27 protein-coding genes are annotated in these 25,810 nt (G+C 60.2%); 14 read left to right on the top strand and 13 right to left on the bottom strand.

Going from position 1 to position 25,810, the window contains the following annotated elements; all coding sequences use genetic code 11:
- Entirely contained in the window at positions 1-1,089 is a 1,089-nt protein-coding gene (locus AC3WK5_RS07605; protein ID WP_054595892.1) for an efflux RND transporter periplasmic adaptor subunit, read from the bottom strand.
- 93 nt (positions 1,090-1,182) lie between these two features.
- On the opposite strand from AC3WK5_RS07605, the gene AC3WK5_RS07610 reads away from it, so the two are divergent.
- Entirely contained in the window at positions 1,183-1,827 is a 645-nt protein-coding gene (locus tag AC3WK5_RS07610) for a TetR/AcrR family transcriptional regulator (RefSeq protein ID WP_103315530.1), read from the top strand.
- 133 nt (positions 1,828-1,960) lie between these two features.
- On the opposite strand, the gene AC3WK5_RS07615 is transcribed toward AC3WK5_RS07610, so the two are convergent.
- Positions 1,961-2,743, bottom strand: a complete 783-nt coding sequence (locus tag AC3WK5_RS07615; protein ID WP_103315531.1) for a class I SAM-dependent methyltransferase — start codon at positions 2,741-2,743, stop codon at positions 1,961-1,963.
- Between the two features lie 93 nt (positions 2,744-2,836).
- Here AC3WK5_RS07615 and AC3WK5_RS07620 point away from each other — a divergent pair, with 93 nt between their 5' ends.
- Positions 2,837-3,457 (top strand): energy transducer TonB, encoded by a 621-nt coding sequence (locus AC3WK5_RS07620; RefSeq protein ID WP_103315532.1) that lies wholly within the window; start codon positions 2,837-2,839, stop codon positions 3,455-3,457.
- A 15-nt stretch (positions 3,458-3,472) separates the two neighbouring features.
- Here AC3WK5_RS07620 and AC3WK5_RS07625 read toward each other — a convergent pair whose 3' ends face one another.
- From AC3WK5_RS07625 to ppc, 7 genes are all read right to left on the bottom strand, one after another.
- On the bottom strand, positions 3,473-4,171 hold the full coding sequence (locus AC3WK5_RS07625) for an extensin-like domain-containing protein (protein WP_103315533.1): 699 nt from the start codon (positions 4,169-4,171) through the stop codon (positions 3,473-3,475).
- 16 nt (positions 4,172-4,187) lie between these two features.
- Positions 4,188-5,009 (bottom strand): isocitrate lyase/PEP mutase family protein, encoded by an 822-nt coding sequence (locus AC3WK5_RS07630; protein WP_103315534.1) that lies wholly within the window; start codon positions 5,007-5,009, stop codon positions 4,188-4,190.
- Positions 5,010-5,041: 32 nt separating this feature from the next.
- The gene (locus AC3WK5_RS07635) at positions 5,042-5,902 is read right to left on the bottom strand and encodes a DUF72 domain-containing protein (protein ID WP_103315535.1); all 861 of its coding nucleotides are present in this window, start codon (positions 5,900-5,902) and stop codon (positions 5,042-5,044) included.
- Positions 5,902-6,210, bottom strand: a complete 309-nt coding sequence (locus tag AC3WK5_RS07640; RefSeq protein WP_103315536.1) for a hypothetical protein — start codon at positions 6,208-6,210, stop codon at positions 5,902-5,904. The genes AC3WK5_RS07635 and AC3WK5_RS07640 overlap by 1 nt, the downstream gene beginning before the upstream one ends.
- Before the next feature lie 280 nt (positions 6,211-6,490).
- Positions 6,491-7,165 (bottom strand): tRNA (adenosine(37)-N6)-threonylcarbamoyltransferase complex dimerization subunit type 1 TsaB, encoded by a 675-nt coding sequence (gene tsaB, locus AC3WK5_RS07645; protein WP_103315537.1) that lies wholly within the window; start codon positions 7,163-7,165, stop codon positions 6,491-6,493.
- 93 nt (positions 7,166-7,258) lie between these two features.
- Positions 7,259-7,906, bottom strand: coding sequence for an adenylate kinase (gene adk, locus AC3WK5_RS07650; protein WP_054595883.1), 648 nt, complete (start codon positions 7,904-7,906; stop codon positions 7,259-7,261).
- Between the two features lie 290 nt (positions 7,907-8,196).
- Positions 8,197-10,827 (bottom strand): phosphoenolpyruvate carboxylase, encoded by a 2,631-nt coding sequence (gene ppc / locus AC3WK5_RS07655; RefSeq protein ID WP_103315538.1) that lies wholly within the window; start codon positions 10,825-10,827, stop codon positions 8,197-8,199.
- Positions 10,828-11,021: 194 nt separating this feature from the next.
- On the opposite strand from ppc, the gene AC3WK5_RS07660 reads away from it, so the two are divergent.
- The gene (locus tag AC3WK5_RS07660; RefSeq protein WP_103315539.1) at positions 11,022-11,366 is read left to right on the top strand and encodes a pilin assembly protein; all 345 of its coding nucleotides are present in this window, start codon (positions 11,022-11,024) and stop codon (positions 11,364-11,366) included.
- A gap of 168 nt (positions 11,367-11,534) precedes the next feature.
- A complete protein-coding gene (locus AC3WK5_RS07665; RefSeq protein WP_103315540.1) occupies positions 11,535-13,001 on the top strand; it encodes a hypothetical protein in 1,467 nt (488 codons plus the stop codon).
- A 60-nt stretch (positions 13,002-13,061) separates the two neighbouring features.
- Here AC3WK5_RS07665 and AC3WK5_RS07670 read toward each other — a convergent pair whose 3' ends face one another.
- Positions 13,062-13,388 carry a PA3694 family proteiin gene (locus tag AC3WK5_RS07670; RefSeq protein WP_054595880.1) on the bottom strand — a complete coding sequence of 109 codons (327 nt, stop codon included), beginning with the start codon at positions 13,386-13,388 and terminating at the stop codon, positions 13,062-13,064.
- A complete protein-coding gene (locus AC3WK5_RS07675) occupies positions 13,385-14,299 on the bottom strand; it encodes an alpha/beta hydrolase (protein ID WP_103315551.1) in 915 nt (304 codons plus the stop codon). The genes AC3WK5_RS07670 and AC3WK5_RS07675 overlap by 4 nt, the downstream gene beginning before the upstream one ends.
- Positions 14,300-14,679: 380 nt before the next feature.
- Here AC3WK5_RS07675 and AC3WK5_RS07680 point away from each other — a divergent pair, with 380 nt between their 5' ends.
- From AC3WK5_RS07680 to AC3WK5_RS07725, 10 genes are all read left to right on the top strand, one after another.
- Positions 14,680-15,594, top strand: a complete 915-nt coding sequence (locus tag AC3WK5_RS07680; RefSeq protein ID WP_103315541.1) for a glutamate/aspartate ABC transporter substrate-binding protein — start codon at positions 14,680-14,682, stop codon at positions 15,592-15,594.
- A gap of 191 nt (positions 15,595-15,785) precedes the next feature.
- On the top strand, positions 15,786-16,532 hold the full coding sequence (locus tag AC3WK5_RS07685; protein ID WP_103315542.1) for an amino acid ABC transporter permease: 747 nt from the start codon (positions 15,786-15,788) through the stop codon (positions 16,530-16,532).
- Positions 16,532-17,203 (top strand): amino acid ABC transporter permease, encoded by a 672-nt coding sequence (locus tag AC3WK5_RS07690; RefSeq protein WP_054595877.1) that lies wholly within the window; start codon positions 16,532-16,534, stop codon positions 17,201-17,203. The genes AC3WK5_RS07685 and AC3WK5_RS07690 overlap by 1 nt, the downstream gene beginning before the upstream one ends.
- Entirely contained in the window at positions 17,200-17,934 is a 735-nt protein-coding gene (locus tag AC3WK5_RS07695) for an amino acid ABC transporter ATP-binding protein (protein WP_054595876.1), read from the top strand. Before AC3WK5_RS07690 ends, AC3WK5_RS07695 begins: the two co-directional genes overlap by 4 nt.
- A gap of 163 nt (positions 17,935-18,097) precedes the next feature.
- Positions 18,098-19,999, top strand: coding sequence for a two-component sensor histidine kinase AauS (gene aauS, locus AC3WK5_RS07700; RefSeq protein ID WP_103315543.1), 1,902 nt, complete (start codon positions 18,098-18,100; stop codon positions 19,997-19,999).
- Positions 19,996-21,324: a two-component response regulator AauR gene (gene aauR, locus AC3WK5_RS07705; protein WP_103315544.1), complete on the top strand. Its 1,329-nt coding sequence runs from the start codon at positions 19,996-19,998 to the stop codon at positions 21,322-21,324. Before aauS ends, aauR begins: the two co-directional genes overlap by 4 nt.
- Positions 21,325-21,351: 27 nt before the next feature.
- Positions 21,352-21,681, top strand: a complete 330-nt coding sequence (locus tag AC3WK5_RS07710) for a GlpM family protein (RefSeq protein ID WP_173859969.1) — start codon at positions 21,352-21,354, stop codon at positions 21,679-21,681.
- A gap of 280 nt (positions 21,682-21,961) precedes the next feature.
- Entirely contained in the window at positions 21,962-22,882 is a 921-nt protein-coding gene (locus AC3WK5_RS07715; protein ID WP_103315545.1) for an arginase family protein, read from the top strand.
- On the top strand, positions 22,879-23,253 hold the full coding sequence (locus AC3WK5_RS07720) for a DMT family transporter (RefSeq protein ID WP_103315546.1): 375 nt from the start codon (positions 22,879-22,881) through the stop codon (positions 23,251-23,253). Before AC3WK5_RS07715 ends, AC3WK5_RS07720 begins: the two co-directional genes overlap by 4 nt.
- 10 nt (positions 23,254-23,263) lie before the next feature.
- Complete coding sequence (locus AC3WK5_RS07725) at positions 23,264-23,668, top strand: DMT family transporter (protein WP_371919121.1); 405 nt, start codon at positions 23,264-23,266, stop codon at positions 23,666-23,668.
- A gap of 197 nt (positions 23,669-23,865) precedes the next feature.
- Here the strand turns inward: AC3WK5_RS07725 and AC3WK5_RS07730 are convergent, their stop codons facing one another.
- Together AC3WK5_RS07730 and AC3WK5_RS07735 are read right to left on the bottom strand one after the other, a co-directional pair.
- On the bottom strand, positions 23,866-24,732 hold the full coding sequence (locus AC3WK5_RS07730; RefSeq protein WP_103315547.1) for a fatty acid desaturase family protein: 867 nt from the start codon (positions 24,730-24,732) through the stop codon (positions 23,866-23,868).
- A gap of 105 nt (positions 24,733-24,837) precedes the next feature.
- On the bottom strand, positions 24,838-25,608 hold the full coding sequence (locus AC3WK5_RS07735; RefSeq protein WP_285378503.1) for a MipA/OmpV family protein: 771 nt from the start codon (positions 25,606-25,608) through the stop codon (positions 24,838-24,840).
- Between the last annotated feature and the right edge of the window lie 202 nt (positions 25,609-25,810).

The following is a 25,810-nucleotide window of genomic DNA, read 5'->3' on the forward strand; positions in this document are numbered from 1 at the left end:
TTACTCCTTGACCGCCAGATTGACCACGCGGTTGGAGCGATCCACCGGCCGTACTTGCTGGCCCTCGTGGAGCACATGAACGCCAGCGGCTACCACCCAGTCGCTGGGGTTGAGGCCGTCAAGCACCGGCACGCTTTTCTCACCGAAGGCGCCGACACGAACCGGGGCCTTTTTCAGGGTGTTGTTGGCACCGACGACCCAGACGTATGTCGCGCCGTTTTCTGCGGTGAGCGCCGAGAGCGGCACCGACAGCGGCACCACGTCAGCCAGTTGAATGAATACCCGGGCGCTTTGACCAAGCTCGGCCGGCACCTTGCCAGCACTAAAGGTGATGCGCGCGGCAAAGGTCCGCGACTTTGGATCGGCAGCCGGCGACAGCTCACGAATGCTCCCGGCGAACCGCTGACCTTGCTGGGTCCACAGTTCAACGGTGACCGGCTGGCCCACCTTGAAACGGCCGAAGTTTTGCTCCGGCAGGCTGATCAGCACTTCACGCTCGCCGTCGGTGGCCAGGGTGAAGGCGGTTTGCCCGGCGGCCACCACTTGCCCGACTTCCACGGCGCGCTTGGCCACGACACCGTCATGTGGCGCACGCAGCACGGCGTAGCTGGCCTGGTTGCTGGCCACATCGAATTCGGCCTTGATCTGCTTGAGTCGCGCTTCGCCGGAGCGGTAGAGATTTTCAGAATTGTCGTACTGCGAGCGGCTGACCATCTGACGGTCCATCAGGGTCTTGTAGCGATCACGCTCGGCACGCACCAGGTTCAGGTTGGCCTCAGCGGCAGCAACCTGCGCGCGAGTCGCTTCCAGTTGCAGGCGTACGTCCTGGGGATCGAGTTCTGCCAGCGGCTGGTTGGCCTTGACCCTCTCCCCTTCCTCGACCAGTCGTCGGCTGACTTTGCCGCCAATACGGAAGGCCAGGTCTGGCTCGTAACGCGCGCGAACTTCGCCGGGATAGCTGTCCATCGCCTGCGCGGAAGGCTCTGGCTGAACCACCATGGCCGGACGCACGGTGACTTGCGCCGGCTCTTCGTGGCCGCACGCAGACAACAAGAACGCCAGGCTGACTGGCAAGGCATAGCGGAACATGGTGAACGACCTTTCGCTAATGGAGCTCGGAATATTTATACTGGCCGGTATGTTATTAATAGCAAACTCACCAGTCCAGTATTAAAGCGAAAAATGTCCAACAATCTTCCTGCACCCAACGGCCCCGGCCGCCCGAAGGATCTCGCCAAGCGCGAGGCGATCCTCGAGGCGGCGAAGCGTCTTTTTCTAAGCAATGGTTACGCAAGCACCAGCATGGACGCGGTGGCGGCTGAGGCCGGAGTATCAAAGTTGACCGTTTACAGTCACTTCAACGACAAGGAGACGCTGTTCTCCTCTGCCGTGATGGCCAAATGCGAAGAGCAATTGCCCATACTGTTCTTCGAACTGCCCGACGGCATGCCGATCGAGAACGTGCTGTTGAACATCGCCCGACGCTTTCATCTGCTGATCAACAGCGATGAATCGGTGAACCTGAATCGCCTGATCATGACGCTGGGGAGTCAGGACCCGAAACTCTCGCTGATCTTCTTCGAGGCAGGTCCGCAGCGGATGTTGCAGGGCATGGAGCGCTTGCTGACGAAGATCGACCAGATCGGCGCCTTGAGCATCGACAAGCCACTGAATGCCGCCGAGCACTTTTTCTGCATGCTCAAAGGCGCAGCAAATTTTCGCTTGCTCTACGGCTGCGGCGAACCCCTGACCGGGGACGCGGCCGAGGCTCACATACAGGAAGTGGTGGGGTTGTTTATGCGGGCGTATCGGCCGGATTCGGCCTGATAGATATCTAGCGCTGTAGGGACGCCTTCGCGAGCAAGCCCGCTCCCACATTGGCTCTGTGGTGTACATGCAATATGTGATCACCATCAATCAAATGTGGGAGCGGGCTTGCTCGCGAAGAAGTTGATGCGGTTTATGGTTTGAGCGCTTTCTTGGGGTAGATGTCGTAGCGGCTGGACTTGCCGTCCAGCGCATGGCTCGGCTTCGGCCCTTCGATGCAGGGCGCCTTGCGCGGGCGTTTGACCACCACCCGGTGGCTGGCCAGTGCAAGTGCGGCCGCGAGGAGTGCCGGCGCATCCGGGTCATCGCCTACCAACGGGCGAAACAGGCGCATTTCCTTCTTCACCAACGCGGTTTTCTCACGATGCGGGAACATCGGGTCGAGGTAGATCACCTGCGGCGGCTCACCCTCCCAATTGCGCATCAACTCGATCGAGTTGCCCTTGAGCAAGGTCATCCGCGCGACAATCGGCGCCACCTCAAAATCTTCCGCCGCGCGGGCCAAACCGTCTTCCAGCAACGCGCCAATCAACGGCTGACGCTCGATCAGGCTCATTTCGCAGCCAAGACTGGCCAGCACAAAACCATCCTTGCCCAGCCCCGCCGTGGCATCCAGTACCTTTGGCCGCACGCCTTGAGCGACGCCGACAGCCTTGGCGATCATCTGGCCGCTGCCGCCACCGTACAACCGGCGATGGGCCGCGCCGCCCTCGACGAAGTCCACCCGCACCGGGCCCGGCGCATCCGGGCCGAGCTGTTGCAACTGCAAGCCGTGCTCACCCACTTGCAACGCAAACTCGGCATCGTCCAGCAACAACGGCAAGTTCAATCGCTCGGCCCAGTGCTCGGCACGTGCCTGAAACGCTTCGGCCAGGGCCTGGACTTTGATGCGGCTGGCCGCGGGTTGCTCACTCATCAGAAAACACACTCAAAAAATTAATGATCGGCAAAAACGGCCGATAACAAAACTATCGAGCATTTTGCCAGAGCTGAGCGTCGACCGAGAGAAATGTCAGACATTCAACGCACATCAGTAGGCTACATCTCGCCCCACGGCGATTATGGCCTGCGCAACTCCCAAGCACTGAGCGGTGTCAGTCACCTGTGGCAGGATTTTTTTGCCCAGGCGCTGTCCGATCATTTGGGTGATGCTGCACCGGTTCCTGGCAGTTACACCCCTGTCGCCATCGACGGCCCGATCGAACCGACCGTTGGCGCTGAACTGCTCGAACACATCGTCACGCAGCGCGCCTGCGACGTGAAGGACACCGAAATCCGTCCGCCTGAGCCACTGTTCCTGCCGATTGCCGAGTTCGAAATGGACCTGGCGGACAAACCGTTTCCGCCGTTCCCGCCGCAAGAAATTCTCGCGCAACAGAAGCAACAAGACTTCGAAAGCGCTTGGGTGCGCCCGATCGTCCTCGCTGCCGGCCAGCCATTGCCTGCGCCAGGTCCGACACCGCAACCGCGTCCGTTGCACCTGCCAATTGCCGAGTTCGAACTCGACTTGCTGGATAAACCGGCAACCCCTTATCCGCATGAAGAGCTGGTCGAGCAACAGAAGCAATTCGACTTCGATAACGGCTGGGCCCGCCCGATCGTCCTGCAAAACCTGCGCATCGCCGCCTGATCCTCGACTTCAGCCTCAGCGACACACCCACCACGGCCCGACATCCAGATGAAAATGGTTGCGATGAGCGGCGTTGTAGTCCGGGCTCAATACCACGCTGAACATGTCACACGCGCCATCGCGAACCTTGCGTAGAAAGCGCGCATCGTCATTGTCCTTCGGCCAATCGCGCAGCACGCTGATACTGCGCCCGTCCGCCAGGCGAAAGCCGGCGATATCCAGTGCATCGGCCGTCGCGTGCTGGCTGCGCGAGCCGTTTTCGAGGTTGTACATATTGCGGCAGGCAAAACTGCCGAGGTGATCGACCCGCGCCACCGCCTGCCCATACGTGGCCTGCGCAGCCGGTTGCAGGGCATGCCGCTCGAACAGCACAAACGCCACTGCCAGCGGGCAACTGGCGAGAAAGCTGCTGCTCAGCGCCACCTCGCCGCCCTGCACGCGCAGGGTGTTGTTCAGCGGGCAATCGACGTCCGGGTTGCTGTCGGCCTGGCGGCTGTACTTCAACCCGGCACCGTTGAGCACCTGGTCGCAGAGTTCAGGGTTATCGCGCAGTCTCATCAATTTGAAGCGCGTCAGCAGGTTCGGCGTGGCCCGGACATCCAGCGGCGCCCAAGGGTTCCAGGCCGCTGGCAACGGCAGCCAGCCGCGCCAGACACTCACCAGCAAGCCGCCCATCACCAGCATCACCGCCAACAGCACTTTCAGAAACCGCACGACAACTCCCTGTAGGTCAGCCTTTGAACAACTGATTGATCTGCCCAAACGGCAGCGCGCGGTCGGCGAAATCGAAGGTGCCGTGCGACTGAATTTCCTGCGCGGCCTGATAGAACGCACCGTAGGCCGCACGGGCCATGGCCGAGCCGACGCTGATCCGTTTGACGCCCATTTCACTGAGCTGCGCGACGCTCAACTTGAGACCGCCGGACATCAGCACATTGACCGGTTTTGGCGCCACCGCACGGACCACCGCCAGTATCTCTTCAGCGTTGCGCAGGCCCGGCGCATACAGCACATCGGCGCCAGCCTCGGCAAAGGCCTGCAAACGGCGAATGGTGTCGGCCAGGTCCGGACTCCCGTGCAGGTAATTCTCGGCGCGCGCGGTCAGGATGAACGGGAACGGCAAACTGCGTGCCGCCGCAACGGCCGCCTCGATCCGCGCGACGGCGTGTTCAAAGCAGTAAATCGGGCCGTCTTCACGGCCGGTAGCGTCTTCGATCGAGCCACCGACCGCGCCGGCAGCGGCGGCGCGTAGCAAGCTCTCGGCGGATTCCTGCGGGCTGTCGGCAAAACCGTTTTCCAGGTCAACCGCGACTGGCAGATCGCTCGCGCCGACAATCGCCCGAACGTTGGCCAGTGTCTCTTCGAGTTTGACCGCGCCATCCGGGCGGCCCAGCGAAAAAGCATAACCGGCACTGGTCGTCGCCAGCGCCTGGTAACCCAGGCCGGCAAGCATTTTTGCCGAGCCGGCGTCCCACGGATTGGGAATCACAAAAGCTCCGGCACCTTCGTGTAAGGCCTTGAAGGCCTGAGCTTTAAGGGTTTGCGCATCCATTGGCTCACTCCTGCAGAAGGGAAAACCCGTCGTCAGAGCAACCCAAGCTGCTCGGCGGCGGGTTCTCTATATAGCTCAGGCAGCGCCGGCAAGCCAGGCAAACGCGTCATCAACCGAGTATGAAAGCGTTGTGCCAAAGCGGCGGCCAGCAGGTTGTCGGCGGTGTGCAGGAAGATGTACGGCGTGCGGCCCTCTTCGATCCATTGGGCGATTTTCTCGACCCATGGCGTCAGGAACGTATCGTTGGCTTCAAGCAGCGGATGACCGATGAAACGCACCTGCGGGAATTGAGTAAAAGCCGCCGGGCGCGGTGGCACCTTGGGCTTTTTCGATTGCGCGTGAAGCACCGAAGGTTCAGTCGACGTGCAACTGAATAGCGCCCGTGGATCGAGGCAAATGCGCTCCACGCCACGATCCAGCAACAGCCGATTGAGCCTGCGCTCGGCATCGCCTTTGGCGAAGAAGTCCCGATGCCGCACTTCAACGGCCAACGGCCGCTGCACCCCATCGATAAACCCGGCCAGTTCGCCCAGCCGTTGCGGGGTAAAGGCTGCCGACAGTTGCAACCAGAGCGGTGAAACCCGCTCACCGAGCGGGCTGAGCAATTGCACGAAGGTTTCGGCGGCGCTCAGTTGCTCGCGCAGGTCGCCGCCGTGGCTGATGTCGCCGGGGAATTTGGCGGTGAAGCGAAAATGTTCCGGCATCGTCTGCGCCCAGCGCTCCACCGTCGCCGGCGCAGGGCGTGCGTAGAACGTGGTGTTGCCTTCAACGGCGTTGAACACCTGCGAGTACAGGTCGAGAAATTCATTGGGGCGGGCGTTTTGCGGATACAGGTATTCGCGCCAGGCGTTTTCGCTCCAGGACGGGCAACCGAGGTAGTAAGGCAACCGCATCAGATGTGCAGGTCGAGACCCAGCACTTCCATATCCCAATCGACGAAAGCCGCAGTGCTCAGGTAGCTGGCCAGGGCCATCGCCACGCTTTTGCTCATGGCGCGATGGTAGATCATGTCCTGCTGACGGGCGGGGAGATTGCTCAGGCGTTGCGCAGAGGCCTTGGCGGCGCGGGCAGCCAGTTGCTCCTCAGAAGGAAACTCCTGCTCGCCATCGATATCCTCGAGGGACTCGTCCACCGACACATTGCCTTTGCGTGGCTTGCGCTTGATGGGGTAGGACTGAGAGGCAAAGCCGTCTATGCGCATAGGTACAAACTCGCTATCGATGATGGCAATTTAGCGGCACTTATCAGTGTGCGCAAACTCCCAAGTGATAACTAGAGCACAGAAACCGGAAAAGGTTTAAAAGCGCGTGGCAGAAACTGACAACTGGCTGCGCCCCTGTGGCGAGGGAGCTTGCTCCCGCTCGGGGGCGAAGCGCCCGCAGATTAGCCGACGCGGTACATCTGACGACATGAGGCTGCAGATTTTGGGGGCGCTTCGCACCCCAGCGAGAGCAAGCTCCCTCGCCACAAAAGCACTCGGATTACCGGGCTTTGGGGGTTGCCACTTTGTCGCGCAGGTAAACCGGCTGTGCGTCGTCGGCAGGGATGCCTTCGCCGCGTTCCCAGGCGAAACGGGCCAGGGTCAGCAAGTCTTCGGCGTGAGGCAACATGCCGGCATCCTGGCCGATCAGGTTGACCGCGATTCGCTCGCCATAGCCCCAGCCGGTGCCCGCGCCGAACCAATCGCCCGTGGCATCTGCCGGCAATGCCGCGACTTGCGGCGGCAACACCGCTTCAGCCCCCACCAGACGCATTTCGCCGGCGGTTTCGCGGTAGCAGCCCCAATAGACTTCATCCATCCGGGCATCGATGGCCGCCGCGACCTGATGTGCACCGTGCTCGCGCAATGCGCGCTGCGCCAGTACCGCCAGGTTGGACACCGGCAACACTGGACGATCCAGCGCAAATGCCAGGCCCTGAACCACGCCAATGGCGATTCGCACGCCAGTGAACGCACCCGGGCCGCGCCCAAAGGCAATCGCATCGACCGCTTGCAAGGTGGTGCCTGCATCCGCAAGCAACTGCTGGATCATCGGCAGCAACTTCTGCGCATGCAGGCGCGGGATCACCTCGTAATGACTCGTGACCTTGCCGTCATGCAGCAAGGCAACGGAGCAAGCTTCAGTCGCGGTGTCCAGGGCCAGCAAGGTGCTCATCGATGTTTCCGTAAAGAGAGTTGGAAAAAGTCCGCCAGTATAAACAACAACGGCCCGCAAGCGGGCCGTTGTAGGTAAAGCAAATCAGCTTTCTCAGCTCAGCGCTTCAAGCACCTTGCCGGTGATCGCTTCAACCGAACCGACGCCTGCGATGTGGCTGTACTTCGGCTTGCCTTGGGCAGCCGACAGTTGCTGGTAGAAATCCACCAGTGGCTTGGTCTGGGAATGGTAGACCGACAGACGATGACGCACGGTTTCTTCAGTGTCGTCTTTACGCTGCACCAGCGCTTCGCCGGTGACGTCGTCCTGGCCCGCGACTTTTGGCGGGTTGTAGACGGTGTGGTAAACGCGGCCGCTGGCTTCGTGTACACGACGACCGGCGATACGCTGGACGATTTCTTCGTCATCAACGGCGATTTCAACCACGTGATCCAGTTCTACACCGGCATCGACCAGGGCTTCAGCCTGAGGAATGGTGCGCGGGAAACCGTCGAACAGGAAGCCATTGGCGCAATCGGGCTGAGCGATACGATCCTTGACCAATGCGATGATCAGGTCGTCGGAGACCAGGCCGCCTGCGTCCATGATGCTCTTGGCTTTAATGCCCAGCTCGGTGCCGGCCTTGACGGCAGCACGCAGCATGTCGCCGGTGGAGATCTGTGGAATAGCGAATTTTTCAGTGATGAACTTAGCCTGAGTACCTTTACCGGCCCCGGGAGCTCCCAGCAGAATGACGCGCATCGATGTGCTCCTCAATTTCTTATTTAGATAACGATCGGATTTGCCGCGTGGGGCCAATCTCAAAAATAGGGTCGTGGGCCGCCCAAACGGCCAAAGGCTGATCAAGATACACAGCAGGCCCTGACCACACAAGCCGCCGAAAGTCGGAGCAACCCGTGCCTGTTATGCCCTGGCGAGGAGGCGATCCAAGTCGCAACCCCATAACAAAGTGTCGCCTGACAAGCGCGACCGGCCCCCGCGGACCGGTCGTTTGTCGCAGTAAAATTGCCTGCGACACCCCGCAAAAGACCTTAGCCGGTATTGCGCAAACCGGCGGCAATCCCCGCCACAGACACCAGCAACGCCTGCTCCACCGGGCTGCCCTGCACCACATCCGGCTGTCGCGAGCGCGCCAACAGTTCAGCCTGCAATAGATGTAGCGGATCGAGGTAGGTGTTGCGCAAACGGATGAACTCCAGGGTGTCAGGGCTATGGGCCAGCAGCTGCGACTGACCGGTCAGGCCAAGGACCACGGCACATGCCTGCGACAATAGGTCGCGTAAATGCACACCCAAAGGTAACAATTCCGGCGCAACCAATCGCTCGTCGTAGGACTGGGCAATGTCCGCGTCAGCCTTGGCCAGCACCATCTCCAGCATGTCGATGCGCGTGCGAAAGAACGGCCACTGCTCACGCATCTGCGCCAGCAACTCGCCCTCACCGCGCGCCAAGGCGTTGCTCAACGCCGCTTCCCAGCCGAGCCAGGCCGGCAGCATCAGGCGGGTCTGGGTCCAGCCGAAGATCCACGGAATCGCCCGCAGGCTTTCGATCCCGCCAGCACGACGCTTGGCCGGACGGCTGCCGAGCGGCAGGCGCCCCAGCTCCTGCTCGGGCGTGGATTGACGGAAATACTCGACGAACTGCGGATTCTCCCGCACCACGGCGCGATAAGCGCTGACGCCATCGGCCGCCAATTCGTCCATCAGGCCGCGCCATGCCGGTTCCGGCGGTGGCGGCGGCAACAGCGTTGCTTCGAGCACTGCGGCCAGGTACAGGTTGAGGTTTTGCTCGGCGATGTCCGGCAAGCCGAACTTGAACCGAATCATTTCCCCTTGCTCGGTGGTGCGGAAACGCCCGGCCACCGAACCCGGCGGCTGCGACAGAATCGCCGCGTGCGCCGGGCCACCGCCACGGCCCACGGTGCCGCCGCGACCATGGAACAACAGCAGTTCAACTTGTTGCTCGCGGCAGATATCCACCAAGCGTTCCTGCGCCCGGTACTGAGCCCAGGCCGCCGCCGTGGTGCCGGCGTCCTTGGCCGAGTCGGAATAGCCGATCATCACTTCCTGCGGGCCCTGCAAACGCGAACGGTAACCCGGTAGCAGCAACAGTTTTTCGATCACCGGGCCGGCATTGTCGAGGTCGGCGAGGGTTTCGAACAACGGCACGACGCGCATCGGCCGCAGCACGCCAGACTCTTTAAGCAGCAGTTGCACGGCGAGCACGTCCGAAGCGGCACCCGCCATGGAGATCACATACGAGCCGAGCGACGCCGCCGGCGCCGCCGCGATTTCGCGACACGTCGCCAGGACTTCGGCGGTGTCGGCCGAAGGTTTGAAATACGCCGGCAGGAGTGGCCGACGATTGTTCAGCTCGCCCATCAGGAAGCTGATGCGCGCTTCCTCGTCCCAGTCTTCATAGCGACCGAGCCCGAGGTAGTCGGTGATTTCGGTCATCGCCGACGCATGCCGCGATGAGTCCTGGCGCACGTCCAGTCGCACCAGGAACAGGCCGAACGTCACTGCCCGACGCAGGCAATCGAGCAACGGGCCATCGGCGATCACGCCCATGCCGCATTCATGCAGCGATTGATAGCACAGCTCCAGCGGATCCAGCAGCTCGCGGTTGTTTTGCAGCACGTCGGCCGGCGCCGGGGTGCTCGCGGTCAAGGATGCCTGCGCCCAGTTACGGGTCGCACGCAGGCGTTCACGCAGCTGTTTAAGCACTGCACGGTAAGGTTCGGCGCTGTCCCCAGCCTTGGCCCGCAACGTGGTGCTGGCCTGCTGCATCGACAACTCGGCGGCCAGTTGATCGACATCGCGCAGGTAAAGGTCGGCCGCCATCCAGCGCGCCAACAGCAGCACTTCACGGGTCACCGCCGCCGTGACGTTCGGGTTGCCATCACGGTCGCCGCCCATCCACGAGGCGAAGCGAATCGGCGCCGCCTCCAGCGGCAAGCGCAGACCGGTGGCCGCATGCAGCGCCTGGTCGGCCTTGCGCAGGTAGTTGGGAATCGCCTGCCACAGCGAATGCTCGATCACCGCAAAGCCCCACTTGGCTTCATCGACCGGGGTCGGCCGGGTGCGGCGAATTTCTTCGGTGTGCCAGGCTTCGGCGATCAAGCGCTGCAAGGTCGACTTGATCTGCTCGCGCTCGGCGCGGGTCAGGTCACGGTGATCCTGTGCCGCCAGTTGCGCGGCGATGGCGTCGTATTTCTGGATCAAGGTCCGGCGGGCGACTTCAGTCGGATGCGCCGTCAGCACCAGTTCGATCTCCAACCGTCCCAATTGCCGCGCCAGCGCGTCGCTGCCATGCCCTTCAGCCCGCAGGCGGGCGAGCAGTTCGGGCAGCACCCGCGCCTCGAACGGTGCCGGTTGGGACTCTTCGCGACGGTGAATCAACTGATATTGCTCGGCGATGTTCGCAAGGTTCAGGAACTGGTTGAACGCTCGCGCCACTGGCAGCAGTTCATCTTCAGTCAACTGGTTGAGGCTGGCGCGCAGTTCGGCGTCCGTCGAGCCACGACGGTCAGCCTTGGCACCCTTGCGGATCAGCTCGATCTTGTCGAGAAAGCCATCCCCGTACTGCTCGCGAATGGTGTTGCCCAACAACTCACCCAGCAGGTGAACATCCTCGCGCAAGCGTGCATCGATATCAGTCATCAGCAGTTCTCCAGCGAATGGCGGTCGACTCCAAGAGTGCCGTCCACAGCGGGTTCTTACAAGTCAGACGACAAATCGACGGTAAATCCCGAAGGTTGGGGCTAGTCTGAAGAATAAGCCGCACAAAGGCTTGCTACCGGCCACGGCCGGACACTCATCTCCCCTGCCACCAGCAGGTGCCTATTGAGGTCATTATGAAAATCCGTGAGCTAGCCCAACATTGGGAAGAAACCGCCAAAGGCCGTTTGACCAAGACCGGCTACACCATTCACCTGGACGTCGAAGCCGCGGCGCGGTTGGCCGCGCTTACCGAGATGTACCCCAAACGCCACCCCGAAGAACTGCTGGGCGAACTGATCGGCGCCGCCCTGGAAGAGCTCGAAGCGAGTTTCCCTTACATCAAGGGTCAGCACGTGGTCGCAACCGATGAGGAAGGCGACCCGCTCTACGAAGACGTTGGCCCGACACCGCGCTTTCTCGAATTGTCGCGGCGTCATCTGCACGATTTATCGGCCCAGGCCGGCAAGCAAAAACATTGACGTGCCCGCAATGCAAGAGCCCCGTCTGAGGTGATCAGGCGGGGCTCTTGTGTATACGCACGCTCTTGCCACTCGTCGCCACCTGTTATTTCTGACAGTAGGCAGCCTCCAGCGTCGCGAGTAAAAGTGAGCTCCTGGCCAGGATCACGGGCATCAAGGAGCAACACCATGCGACTGCTGACAGTTTTTTTGCTGCTGTGTGCGGCGCTGATCCAGGGAGGGTGTGCACAGTCCACCCATGACTCGAACGTCGGCGTGTCGACAAGCGGCGAGTCCAGGTACAACCATCTCGACCCTGAGGCCATTCTTACCGGTGAGACCCTGCCCGTTCCGGGGGTCAACCAACGACCGGTCGTGGGTACAAAAAAGGTGTTGCTGGTGGTCGGTCGGTGGGCCGGCATGCCTGCGATGGACAAGGAAGAGCTCTGGAAACAAAGTCTTTCTCCAGAAAGCGAAAGCTCCTTACGCCGGTATATCTCATATGTTTCAGGCAGGAAGCTGACGCTGGAAGGCACGATGATCACCGCTGACCTCGGGCCAAAACCGGCCATCTGTAACACTCGCGACGCAGTCAAAGGCCCAGCCGAAGCCGCCGCCAGGGCTCAAGGCCTGAACCCCGACGACTTTGACTATCTGTTCATCGCAGCCTCCTGCGGTATTGGTACCGGGAGTGCTGACGCACCTGGCCGAGTGCTGGCGATCTACAACCAGCCAGAGAGCTCGCATCTCTGGATTCGCCTGTTCGGCAATAACCTGGGGTTTATCAGCGGGCCGACCTATTCCGGCTGCCCTCTGAGCAGCAATGTCATCACGGCACCCGACCACTGCAAAATCATCTTCTACCCCGATTACGGTAATCCCGTGTCAGGCGGCGGGTCGGTTCTGTATCCCACGCACTTGCGCTGGTATGCGGGCTGGTTGGATGAGTCCCGGGTAACCCACATCAAGGCGTCGGGCATCTACCGCCTCGCCCTCGGAAACAGCTATTTGATTGATCTCCCGACAACAGCCCCAAACCAGCTTAAGCAAATAGCGCTGGAAGTTCGTCAGACCCTCTTTCCACCGTTCGACAGTCAGTTTCCAACGGGCTATGCCAAGGGTGTCGGGGTGCGCTACACCAAGATGGCTGAATACGTTCAGGACATGCAAGTCGATAGCGCACCCGAAACGGTCTCAACAGAAGATGCCACCTTGAAAGCGGGTAGAACGCTAAAGGATGAAGCAGCAGGTATTACCGTACATGTGTGCGCAGTTGATCCCTTGGTGGAGTCGAATGCTGCCATTTCTGTTGGCCTCAAGGGGGAAACACAGCCGGCGTGCTCCTCCCTGAAGAAGCCGACCTTCACGACGCCCAAAGATGGAGATGTGGTCAACCGAGTTGTGCAATTCACCGGGGGCGGACTACCCGACGCGTCATTCAGCGTAAGGGTCATTAACCTCTCGACACTGTTCAGTTGGACTCTCGCGCCCCCCAACGTTGACGGGGCAGGCAACTGGAGAATATCGGAATGGGATCATGGGATGAAACCAGGTCCAACCTACCAAGTTAACTTGAATCAGAACTACGGCGGCATCATTGATCGAACATCGATCAAGGTCACCGTAAAACCCGACACATCAGCTGCCAAACAATAGAAAAAGCACCGCTTCCAGCCAAAGAAGCGGGGCTTTTTTTCTTCTATCCGATCTAAACCGTTACTGCTCCAGCTGCGGGGTCTCTTGCCCCATGCAACGCACGGCTTTTTTCTTGTTGTTGACCAGCACACCCGTCAGGCCTTTCTGTTCGGTGTCGAACAGCACCAGCACGCCATCGACGCACTGGGCGACTTGCGCGGCCGGCTCCAGGGAGACTTTGTAGTCTTCACCCGGTATGGTCTTGAGCATGGTGAAGTCGCTGAGCAGCAGCGCGTCTTCCGGTTTGGCGAAGTGCAGGTAACCGTAGAACCACAAGGCCCCGACGGTGCCGAGGATGCTGCAGATACCGGTGATGATCAGCGGGATGGCGTTACGTTCTTCACTCATTGCGGACTCTCTGGAGGTTCAACTTCTGAATTCGGGGGTGCCGGGTAATTGGGTGTTTCGCCCAGGCGGCGCAGACCGTTGAAGTGCTGCGGGTCATCGAGGTAACGCAGCATGACGGTGCGCCAGGTCGGGACGCTGAAGGTCTGCACATGCCCGCCTCGGGTCAATTGCAGGACCCTGGGCGCGGGCGCAGCTTGATACAGTCGGATGCCATTGGAAAGAGGCACGAGCGGATCGTCGATGCTGTGGAAGATCAGTTTTGGCACGCGATTGAGCTGCGGCATGGCGTAGATCGCGCTGTCGGCGTCCGGCACCAGCCAGGACAACGGCACCTGAAACGGCCAGGTCATCCACGACGAACTCAGTGCAAACCGCCCGACATCCCGATAACTGGCCGGCACGCTGTCGAGGACCAGCGCCTTGAGGCGGGGCTGACGCTCGGGGTGTTCAGCCAGATAATGCACGACCAGCGCACCGCCAAGGCTCTGACCCAGGACGATCAACGGTTTGCCCTGAACTTCTGGCGCCTGGTCCAGCCATTTGAATGCAGCGTCGATGTCCTGATAGATCGCCGGAAGGCCGGGTTTACCCTGCGACAGCCCATAGCCGCGATAGTCCACCAGCAGCACCTGGTAACCCTGCTTCGGTAGCCACCAGCTGGCCCCAAGATGCCCGGCGAGATTTCCACCATTGCCGTGCAAGTGCAGCACTGTGCCCTTGACCGCTACGCCTTTTTTGGCCGGTAGCCACCAACCGTTGAGTTTCACGCCGTCAGCGGTGGTCAAGGTGATGTCACGGTATTCAAGCCCGGCTTTTTGCGGGGTAAACGGCAGACCGGGATCGGGGTAGAACAGCAAGGAGCTGCAACCGCCGAGGGTCAGGAGAAGGCAAAGGATGCCGAGGACTTTCATCCGCTGAAACCCCGCAATGAAGGTGAAGAATTCCGCTGCCATTCAGATCATCAGCATCGCGGTCTGCGGCAACTCACAGGGGATCGCATTCCAGCGTAGGCGCTGCCGCGGGCTGCGATTTTTTGCATTCGGTTTTCCGAACGCGACCCGTCAGTCGATTCGGTTAACCGGATTATCACGTCCTGAATCCAATCCTATAAATATTTAATATCCTTTAAAATCAATAAGTTGATTGATAAATTTTGAACTGGCACGACTCATGCTCTACAACTTGGGACGAATGCCTGATGTGCCAACACTTCAGGAGCCGTCAAGGCATTCAGCAGTACAAAAGAGCCGATAAACTGGCTCCATATAAAAACAATGTAGAGGAAAATTTGATGCGCATCGTTCCCCATATCCTGGGCGCAGCCATTACGGCCGCTCTGATCAGCACGCCAGTTTTCGCCGCCGAACTCACCGGCACCCTGAAAAAGATCAAAGAGTCCGGCACCATTACCCTGGGGCATCGCGACGCTTCTATTCCGTTTTCCTACATTGCAGATGCTTCCGGTGTACCGGTCGGCTACTCCCACGATATTCAGCTGAAAATCGTCGAAGCCATCAAGAAAGACCTGGACATGCCAAACCTGAAGGTCAAGTACAACCTGGTCACCTCGCAAACCCGTATTCCACTGGTTCAAAACGGCACTGTAGACGTCGAGTGCGGTTCCACCACCAACAACACCGAGCGTCAGCAACAAGTTGACTTCTCCGTTGGCATCTTCGAAATCGGCACCAAGCTGCTGTCGAAAAAAGACTCGACCTACAAAGACTTCGCCGACCTCAAGGGCAAGAACGTCGTGACCACCGCCGGCACCACGTCCGAGCGCATTCTGAAGTCGATGAACGCCGACAAGCAGATGGGCATGAACGTCATCTCCGCCAAAGACCACGGCGAATCCTTCCAGATGCTGGAATCGGGTCGTGCTGTCGCCTTCATGATGGACGACGCCTTGCTGGCCGGTGAAATGGCCAAGGCCAAGAATCCGACTGACTGGGCCGTGACCGGCACTGCTCAGTCCTATGAAATCTACGGCTGCATGGTCCGCAAGGGCGACGCGCCGTTCAAGAAGGCTGTAGACGACGCCATCGTCGCGACCTACAAGTCCGGCGAGATCAACACTATCTACGCAAAGTGGTTCACTCAGCCAATCCCGCCAAAAAATCTGAACCTGATGTTCCCGATGAGCGACGAGCTCAAGGCCCTGATCTCCAACCCGACCGACAAAGCGGCTGAAGAAAAGAAATCCTGATTTCTGACTAACCCACCTCCTGACAGGGCCTGCGCCCTTTCAGGAGGCTGTCACTACCTGCTGGCACTTTCTGGAAACACTCGAACCGGTGGTTGTCGAGCCGATCGCGTGTGCCTGATCGTCGAGATCAGAGGGAACGGAGTTTCCCCAGGCAGGCACTTGTACATCGATCGATCTGAGGGGAGACCCTAATGAATTACAACTGGGATTGGGGCGTGTTCTTCAAGTCCACCGGCGTGGGCAGCGAGACCTATCTCGACTGGTTCATCACGGGATTGGGCTGGACCATCGCCATCGCCATCGTGGCCTGGATCATCGCCCTGATGCTGGGCTCGGTGCTCGGCGTCATGCGTACCGTGCCGAATCGCCTGGTATCGGGCATCGCCACCTGCTATGTGGAACTCTTTCGTAACGTACCGCTGCTGGTTCAGCTGTTCATCTGGTACTTCCTGGTGCCCGACCTGTTGCCGCAAAACCTGCAAGACTGGTACAAGCAGGACCTGAATCCGACCACCTCGGCCTACCTGAGCGTCGTCGTGTGCCTGGGCCTGTTCACCGCCGCCCGAGTGTGCGAGCAAGTGCGCACGGGTATCCAGGCGCTGCCGCGTGGCCAGGAATCGGCCGCCCGCGCCATGGGCTTCAAGCTGCCGCAAATCTACTGGAATGTGCTGCTGCCCCAAGCCTACCGGATCGTCATTCCGCCGCTGACCTCGGAATTTCTCAACGTCTTCAAGAACTCCTCCGTCGCCTCCTTGATCGGCCTGATGGAGCTGCTCGCACAGACCAAACAGACCGCGGAGTTCTCCGCCAACCTGTTCGAAGCCTTCACCCTGGCGACCCTGATCTACTTCACCCTGAACATGAGCCTGATGCTGCTGATGCGTATGGTCGAGAAGAGAGTTGCGGTGCCCGGCCTGATTTCCGTGGGGGGTAAATAATGGATCTCGATTTCAGTGGCGTCGTCCAGGCCGTCCCCGGCATGTGGAACGGCATGGTCATGACCCTGCAACTGACGGTACTCGGCGTCGTCGGCGGGATCATCCTCGGCACTCTCCTGGCGCTGATGCGCCTGTCCCACAGCAAGCTGCTGTCGAACATTGCCGGCGCTTACGTGAACTACTTCCGCTCGATCCCGCTGCTGCTGGTGATCACCTGGTTCTACCTGGCGGTACCGTTCGTGCTGCGCTGGATCACCGGCGAAGACACGCCGATCGGTGCGTTCACCTCGTGCATCGTGGCCTTCATGATGTTCGAAGCGGCGTACTTCTGCGAAATCGTCCGGGCCGGCGTGCAGTCGATTCCCAAGGGACAGATGGGCGCAGCCAAGGCCTTGGGCATGGGCTACGGCCAGATGATGCGCCTGATCATCCTGCCGCAAGCGTTTCGCAAGATGACCCCGCTGTTGCTGCAGCAAAGCATCATCCTGTTTCAGGATACCTCGCTGGTCTACACGGTCGGCCTGGTGGACTTCCTCAATGCTACGCGGGCCAGTGGCGACATCATCGGTCGCGCCAATGAGTTCCTGATCATCGCAGGTCTCGTGTACTTCACAATCAGCTTTGCCGCCTCACGGCTGGTCAAGCGTCTGCAAAAAAGGTTTGCCGTATGATTTCTATCAAGAATGTCAACAAGTGGTATGGCGACTTCCAGGTACTGACTGATTGCAGCACCGAGGTCAAAAAAGGCGAAGTGATTGTGGTGTGCGGACCGTCTGGCTCCGGCAAATCCACCCTGATCAAATGCGTCAACGCCCTGGAACCGTTCCAGAAAGGCGACGTGGTGGTCGATGGCACCTCCATCGCCGACCCGAAGACCGACCTGCCGAAACTGCGCTCGCGCGTTGGGATGGTGTTCCAGCATTTCGAACTGTTCCCGCACCTGACCATCACCGAAAACCTGACCATCGCGCAGATCAAGGTGTTGGGCCGCAGCAAGGAAGAAGCCACCAAAAAGGGCCTGCAACTGCTTGAGCGCGTCGGCCTTTCGGCTCACGCCCACAAGCACCCGGGCCAGCTCTCCGGTGGTCAGCAACAGCGTGTGGCGATTGCCCGTGCACTGGCGATGGACCCGATCGTCATGCTGTTCGACGAACCGACCTCGGCGCTCGACCCGGAAATGGTCAATGAAGTGCTCGACGTGATGGTGCAACTGGCCAACGAAGGCATGACCATGATGTGCGTAACCCACGAAATGGGCTTCGCCCGTAAAGTGGCGGACCGGGTGATCTTCATGGATCAGGGCAAAATCATCGAAGACTGCAAGAAGGAAGAGTTCTTCGGCGACATCAACGCCCGCTCGGACCGCGCGCAGCACTTCCTCGATAAAATCCTGCAGCACTAACAACAGCACCGCTCCACCCTGTGGGAGCGGGCTTGCTCGCGAAGAGGCCATCAGCTTCAACATCAATGTTGGCTGACACACCGCTTTCGCGAGCAAGCCCGCTCCCACACTGGATCGGTGTTGATGTGGAAATTTGTATTGTGGTTGACCCAAGGCATCTGTGATGAAATGCGAATCCACTCTCTATCGCGCAGCGCCGCCATCACTTGCCGTGAAACCTCGTCTGATTCGCCAACTGTTCCTGCCACCGCTGATCATCTTGCTGATGGTCGGATTGGGTTACCTCGGCTTCTGGGTCAGCGAGCATTACGGAATTCGCAGCCTGAGCGAGAACGGTCAACGTCAGCTGGAACTGCACGCCCGCGCGGTCGAAAGCGAGATCAGCAAATACACCTACCTGCCCAGCCTGCTGGAACTCGAATCGAGTGTTTCAGAGCTGTTGGGCGACCCTACGCCCGAGCACCGGCAAGCGGTCAACAATTACCTCGAAGGCCTGAACCGGCGTAGCCGCAGTCGGGCAATCTACGTGATGGATACCACCGGTCGGGTACTGGCCACCAGTAACTGGCGCGATGTCGACAGCTACCTAGGCGAAGACCTGTCCTTCCGTGCCTATTTCCAGAATGCCGTACGCGGTCAGCCCGGTCGTTTCTACGGCATCGGCAGCACCAACGGCGAGCCCGGCTACTACCTGGCCCATGGCCTGGAAGAGCAAGGCAAGATCATCGGCGTCGCAGTGGTCAAAGTCCGCCTCGAAGCCATGGAAGAACGCTGGCAGCGTGCACGCCTCGAAGCCTTCGTCAGCGACGAGAATGGCATCATCATTCTGTCCAGCGACCCGGCGCGGCGGCTCAAATCGGTTCGCCCGCTCAGCGACGACACCAAGGAACGCCTGGCCCGCAGCCTGCAATATTACTGGTACCCGCTCAATGAACTGGAACCGCTGGCCCGCGAGCGGCTGTCCGAAGGCGTGGAGAAAATCACCTTCCCGGCCAACGCCGAGCTGGTCTCGGATGAACAGGAAATCAGTTACCTGTCGCAGACCCGCGTCTTGAGCGATACACCGTGGAATTTCACCCTGCTCACACCGCTTGGGGATCTGCGTCGTGAAGCGATCAACCAGGGCATCCTGGTCGCGGTAGCCTTTGCGCTGGTGGCGTTCCTGCTGATTGCCTGGAACGAACGGCGCAAAGTTATCGCCACCCGCCTCGCCGCCCGCGAAGCGCTGCAAGAAGCCAACAATCAGCTCGAACGCAGGATTACCGAACGCACTACCGACCTGCGGGCCAGCAACGAGCGCCTGAAAAGCCAGATCCGCGAACGGCGCCAGGCCGAAGAAACCTTGCGCCGGGCTCAGGACGAACTGGTACAGGCCGGTAAACTCGCGGCCATCGGCCAGATGTCCACCAGCATTGCCCACGAATTGAACCAGCCGCTGGCCGCGTTGCGTACCTTGTCCGGCAATACCGTGCGCTTTCTCGAGCGCGGTCAGCTGGACATCGCCAGTGCCAACCTGAAAACCATCAACGATCTGATCGACCGCATGGGCCGGATTACCGCCAGCCTGCGCTCCTTTGCCCGGCGCGGCGACGATCAGGGCCAGGCCAGCCTCGGTAAAGCGGTAGATGCCGCCTTGCAGTTGCTCGGCGCACGCCTTGAAAGCGCTCGTTTGCTGTTGCACCGCGAGTTCAGCGACGTGCAAGTACAGATCGACCAGACCCGCCTGGAACAGATTCTGGTCAACCTGATCGGCAACGCCCTGGACGCCATGCAAGCGCAGCCATTGCCCGAACTATGGCTGGAAGGTGACATTGTCGACGGCAAATATCGCCTGCGCGTCCGCGATAACGGCCACGGTATCAACGCCGAAGCCCGCAAGCATTTGTTCGAACCTTTCTTTACCACCAAACCCGGCGAACAGGGCCTGGGCCTTGGCCTGACCCTGTCGGCGAGCCTGGCGGCCGCCACCGGCGGTCACCTCGGCGTCGAGCACCCGGCCAGCGGTGGTACCGCTTTCGTCCTCAGCTTACCGTTGGTAAGCCCCGTTCCTGCCGAGCCGATATGAACAACGACCTTAGTGTGCTGATCGTCGAAGACGATCCCCATGTCCTGCTCGGTTGCCAGCAGGCGCTGGCTCTGGAGGATATCCCCTGCGAAGGCGTTGGCAGCGCTGAAGAGGCCCTGGCTCGGGTCGGCGACAACTTCGCCGGGATCGTCATCAGCGACATTCGCCTGCCGGGCATCGATGGACTGGAACTGCTGAACCGCCTCAAGGCCCGTGACCGAAGCCTGCCGGTGGTGCTGATCACCGGCCATGGCGACATCTCGATGGCGGTTGGCGCGATGCAAAAAGGCGCCTACGACTTCATGGAGAAACCGTTCTCCCCCGAACGCCTGGTCGACGTCGCACGCCGCGCGCTGGAGCAACGCAGTCTGGCTCGCGAAGTGACCTCACTGCGCCGGCAACTGGCCGAGCGTGATTCCCTTGAAGGCCGGATCATCGGGCGCTCGCCCGCCATGCAGCACCTGCGCGAGTTGATCGCCAACGTCGCCGATACGTCGGCCAACGTGCTGATCGAAGGCGAGACCGGCACCGGCAAAGAGCTGGTCGCGCGTTGCCTGCACGACTTCAGCCGCCGTCAGTCGCAGCAATTCGTCGCGCTGAACTGCGGTGGCCTGCCGGAGAACCTGTTCGAAAGTGAGATTTTCGGTCATGAAGCGAATGCGTTCACCGGCGCCGGAAAACGCCGGATCGGCAAGATCGAACACGCCCACGGCGGCACGTTGTTCCTCGACGAAGTAGAAAGCATGCCATTGCCGCTGCAAATCAAACTGCTGCGGGTATTGCAGGAGCGCACGCTGGAGCGGCTCGGCTCAAACCAGAGTGTCGCGGTCGACTGCCGGGTGATCGCGGCGACCAAGTCCGACCTCGACGACTTGAGCAAGGCCGGCCAGTTTCGCAGCGACCTGTATTACCGCTTGAACGTAGTGACGCTGGAACTGCCACCGCTGCGTGAGCGTCGCGAAGACATCCTGCAATTGTTCGAACACTTCTTGCAGCAATCGTCCCTGCGCTTTGACCGTGCGCTGCCTGAGCTCGACAACCAGACCCTGTCGAACCTGATGAGCCACGACTGGCCCGGCAACGTGCGTGAACTGCGTAACGTCGCCGAGCGTTTTGCCCTGGGTTTGCCGGCCTTCAAGAAGTCCGGCAGCGGTGGCGCCGCCCAAGGCCTGGCGTTCTCCGAAGCGGTGGAAGCCTTCGAACGCAACCTGCTCAACGATGCCTTGCAGCGCAGCGGCGGCAACCTGACCCAGGCCAGCCAGGAACTGGGAATGGCCAAGACCACGCTGTTCGACAAAGTTAAAAAATACGGCTTGAGCCACTAACCCACTGCGAGAGTTTTCGTGGATCTACTGTTAAAAGCTGCACTGGGCGCCGCGGTGGTGGTGATCCTCGCCTTCCTCGCCAAAACCAGAAACTATTACATCGCAGGCCTGGTGCCGCTGTTTCCGACCTTTGCACTGATTGCCCATTACATCGTCGGCAAGGGCCGCTCGCTGGACGATCTGAAGACCACCATCGTGTTTGGCATGTGGTCGATCATTCCGTACTTCGTTTATCTGGCAACCTTGTACGTGATGGTCGATCGCCTTCGCCTGGAGGCCTCGCTGGCGGTGGCTGCGCTTGCGTGGCTGATGGCGGCGACGGTGCTGGTTTCTGTTTGGGTCCGCGTTCACGCCTGACCACAACCCCCTGTGGCGAGGGAGCTTGCTCCCGCCGGCCGGTCCACGCTCGGGCGCAGCAGTCGTAAAGTCTGCAACCACATTTCGTCAGACATACGCTTCCAGCCGTATGGGGGCCGCTTCGCTGCCCAGCGGGGGCAAGCCCCCTCGCCACCATGGAGCTCAGCGTTCCTTCCAACACTGGCCCGCCCCTTGCATTTACCCGTTAAAGCCCACCTGGCCTGCGTTGGCGATTGTTCACGCTGGTCTTGCAGGGGCGCTGCCATGGGTAAAACACGTTTTGAATATATTGGATCTCGACCACAGCCTCACAGCCCAGGCGCCGATTGCCCGACTGCTGGAAAGCGGTCGCGCCAAGCGTCTGGACCTGCTCGATCTGGGCCCCAAACTGCGTTTGTGGTCCAGCGAGAAAAACTATCGTCGCTTTTCCGAACGCCTGCGCGAACGGCCCCGCCATACGGGGCCGCAGCCAGAAATCTTCTTTATAGGTTCCGGTGACTACCACCACCTGACCCCGGCTTTTCTCGCCGAGATTACCGAGCCGGTCAGCCTGATTCATTTCGACAACCATCCCGACTGGGTGCGTTTCGCACCGCGTCGGCATTGCGGTTCATGGGTCAACCGGGCACTGAAGCTGCCGAACATCAAACGCATCGTCACCCTCGGGCCGTGCAGCGATGACCTGCATAACCCGCAACTGCGTGGCGGCAACCTCGGCGCGCTGAAGCGTGGCGACTTGCAGCTGTTCCCCTGGCAGCACCCGCCGTCCCAGGTCTGGGGTTTCATCGGCGATGGTGCCGGGCATCAACAGCGGGAAAACCTGCTGCACTGGCGCAACCTGGCCGACCTCGATTGGCCGGTGTTTCTCCAGCAACTGATCGAGAGCCTGCCGACCGAAGCGGTGTGGATTACCATCGACAAGGATGTGCTGGCCAGTGAAGACGCCGCGACCAACTGGGATCAGGGTGGCATGCGGCTGACGCACTTGCTGCAAGCCCTGCGCATGTTGGCCGCGAGCAAGCGAATCCTCGGCATCGATGTTTGCGGCGAGTTCGCTCAACCAGCCTTCAGCAACGCGCTCAAGCGTTGGGAAGCCAAATCCGACCAGCCGTCCCCCGAGCGCTGGAGCGAAGACGATCTGCTGCGCAATGCGGCAACCAACCAGGCGCTGATCAGCCTGTTCGAGGAGTTATTCCCGTGACCTTGACCGTGGTGTTACTGGTGGCGTTTTCGATTGTTCTGGACGTCATCGGCCAGCTCTGTTTCAAGCTCGGCCTTGACCGTTTACCGGAGCTCGAAGGTGGCTTTCGATTGAACGCGTTCTGGGGCCAGGTGTTCAACGCGCCGTTGCTCTGGTGCGGGATCGGCGCCTACGCCATCGAGTTCTTTGTCTGGCTCGAAGCCCTGTCCCGCGCGCCGCTGAGCCTGTTGTTTCCATCCGCGGCGCTGGCTTATTGCGGTGTGGTACTGGCCGGTAAAGTCGTGTTGGGTGAAACCGTCAGCCGCCGGCGCTGGCTGGGCACCCTGGTGATTACGGCGGGCGTGATGCTCGTGTGTGTCGCCCATGCCTGAAGCTCAATCGATGATGGAAAGGAACAGCACTATGGGTTGGCTGCACGGACGTCTGGGCACCGTGGTGCTCTGGATGCTGCTGATCGGTTTTGAAAGTGGCGGTCAGATCGCCACCAAAGTCGGTGGCGATCAACTGGGGCAGATGGACTTCAACCTTCAATGGCTGGCGGCTGTGGCCGGTAATCCTGGGGTGCTGACGGCCATCGCCTGCTACATCGGGGCGTTTTTCGTCTGGATGTTGATCCTGCGGCGCAGCAGCCTGTCGTTGGCGTTTCCGCTGAGTTCGCTGGTGTTTGTCGGCGTGTTGCTCGGCTCGTGGCTTGGTCTCGGCGAGCAGATCAGCCTGCTGCACTGGCTGGGCGTGGCAGTGATCATGGGCGGGATAGCATTACTGGCGGAAGGCGAAGAAACCTAAGAGCAACGCATTTCCCTTGTGGCGAGGGGGCTTGCCCCCGCTGGGCCGCGAAGCGGCCCTAAACGCTGCAACCGTGGAGATCAGGCAGACTTCTACAGCTGGATTGCGAGCGCTTCGCACTCGAACGGGGGCAAGCCCCCTCGCCACAAAAGCCCCCTCGCCACAGTAAGCCCCTTCACCACAAAAGGATCTACAGGTCAGCCTTTACGGTGGGCCGTCAGAAAGCCCAGTCCGTGTGACACCGGGATTACCTTCACCCCTGCCGCACGTTGCTGCTCGGCAATTTCGCGGTGGAATGCCTTGACCTGGGTCCAGTGCATTTTCGGCCGGTAATGGTGCTCGGCGTGATAACCGTTGTTCATCCAGATCAGGTTGTAGAGCACGCTGTAGCTGCTCACGCCCCAGGCGATCGGCAAGTCCGGATTACCGCCCAAATGCTCGTAATACCCATTGAGCGACGACAGCGCCTGGCCCAGATACCAGAACGGCAGCAACAGCAACACGGCATGCCAGTCATAGAACGCCAGCGCCACATACGCCGCCACCGTCACATAAATCTCGACCTTGACCCAGCGCGCATCGCGGGGCCGCTTGCGCTGCATTTCTTCGTAGAACGGCTTGGGATCATCGCGGAAAAAGCTGAGAAAAGTGTACGACCAAGGGTTTTCAGGTTGCCCATCCTTGCCGCGCAAATAGATCGACAGCGGATCGACGGTTTTTCCGTGTGCATCCGGCAGGTCTGAATTACCACGGTGATGGCGATTGTGGATGTCGCGATAGAGGGTCTGCGAGAAACCGATGGTGACCGACAACAACAGATCGAATGCCCGATTCATCCAGCCAAGGGTGAAGTACGGGTTGTGGATCTGGTTGTGGGAAATACTGTTGATGCTCCACGACAGGCTAACGGCATAGACCAGCGCCAGCGGCACAAGGGCCCACCATGACAGGTCATGGAAGGCCAGCACCAACCACAGGACAAACGCCAGATGAGCCACGCCCAGCGCAATCGGGACCAGATCCCACAGCGAATAGGCAAGGAAACGATACGCGGGACGAGCCATGAAGCACTCCTGAGAAATTGAGTTCTCCATGGCTATTGCAAACAGCAGACCAGATTTACCTGTAGCAGCTGGCGTAGCCTGCTGCTACGGGGGTCTGAGTCCAGGTCAATTGAATTTGTAGCTGATCGCCGCCTGAACTTCACCCTGGTTCACGCGGCCTTCTTGTTTGACGATAGTGCTGTCCGCCGCGGAATTGGTCAGGTGCTTCCAGGTGGCACTGGTCACCAGCGACCACTTTGCGGCCAGCGGGAACTCGAAGTTCTGGGTCAACGCCACATTCTGCATGCCGCCACTGGCCTTGTACGGACGGAACTCCGAATCCCGGGCGTCTTTAGCGGAAACACCAAAGAACGTCTGGGTCTGCTGGCGATCGGCAAAACTGGCGCTCAATTCGCTACTGCCAATGATCCCCAGCCGCAGTGGATAACCCACTTCCCCGCCCACCCGACCGAGCACACCACCCTGGCCGCGATTAGCGCCCACGGTATGGCCGACGAAAGCAAAAATGCGCCAGAAATCAGCCGGGCTGTACTGAACGAAGCCGCCGGCCTCGCCCATGGCCGACACATTGTGCAGGCCTCGCAGCGTGCCATTGGAGTTGCGGCCCGGAATGTAGTTGATAAACGGCCCGGCACTGAAACCGTTGGCTTTCAAGGCGCTCCAGGTCAAACCGTCGTCGGTGCTGAGGCTGACATCGCCCCAGTCCAGATCGAAGTAAGGCACCGGCACGGTTTCATAACGGCTACCCGTCGGGTCATAGGGCTGATTGCTCATGCCGAGACCCGCCTCACCGGTTATCCCGGCAGCCTGCGCGGTGGCGCAAAAGCCGCCAAGGCCCAGCAAGGCAGTGAATACAGCAGAGGTAATCCTGAACATAAAGCGATTCCTTATCAGTACAGGCGCGCATCAACTCCCAGGTCGACTTTGCAGCGCAAGCACTCATGTTGTTTGTAGCAACCTACAAAAATTGTAGCTAGCCGGACATATTTCCTGCCAAGCATACCTCAGGGCCCCAGCCTGCTGGACTTGAAACAACTTGGCACATTCCCTGCTCTACCCCGTTGCAAGCGCATCAGCG

The sequence above is a fragment of the Pseudomonas sp. FW306-02-D09B genome, from assembly GCF_058782685.1.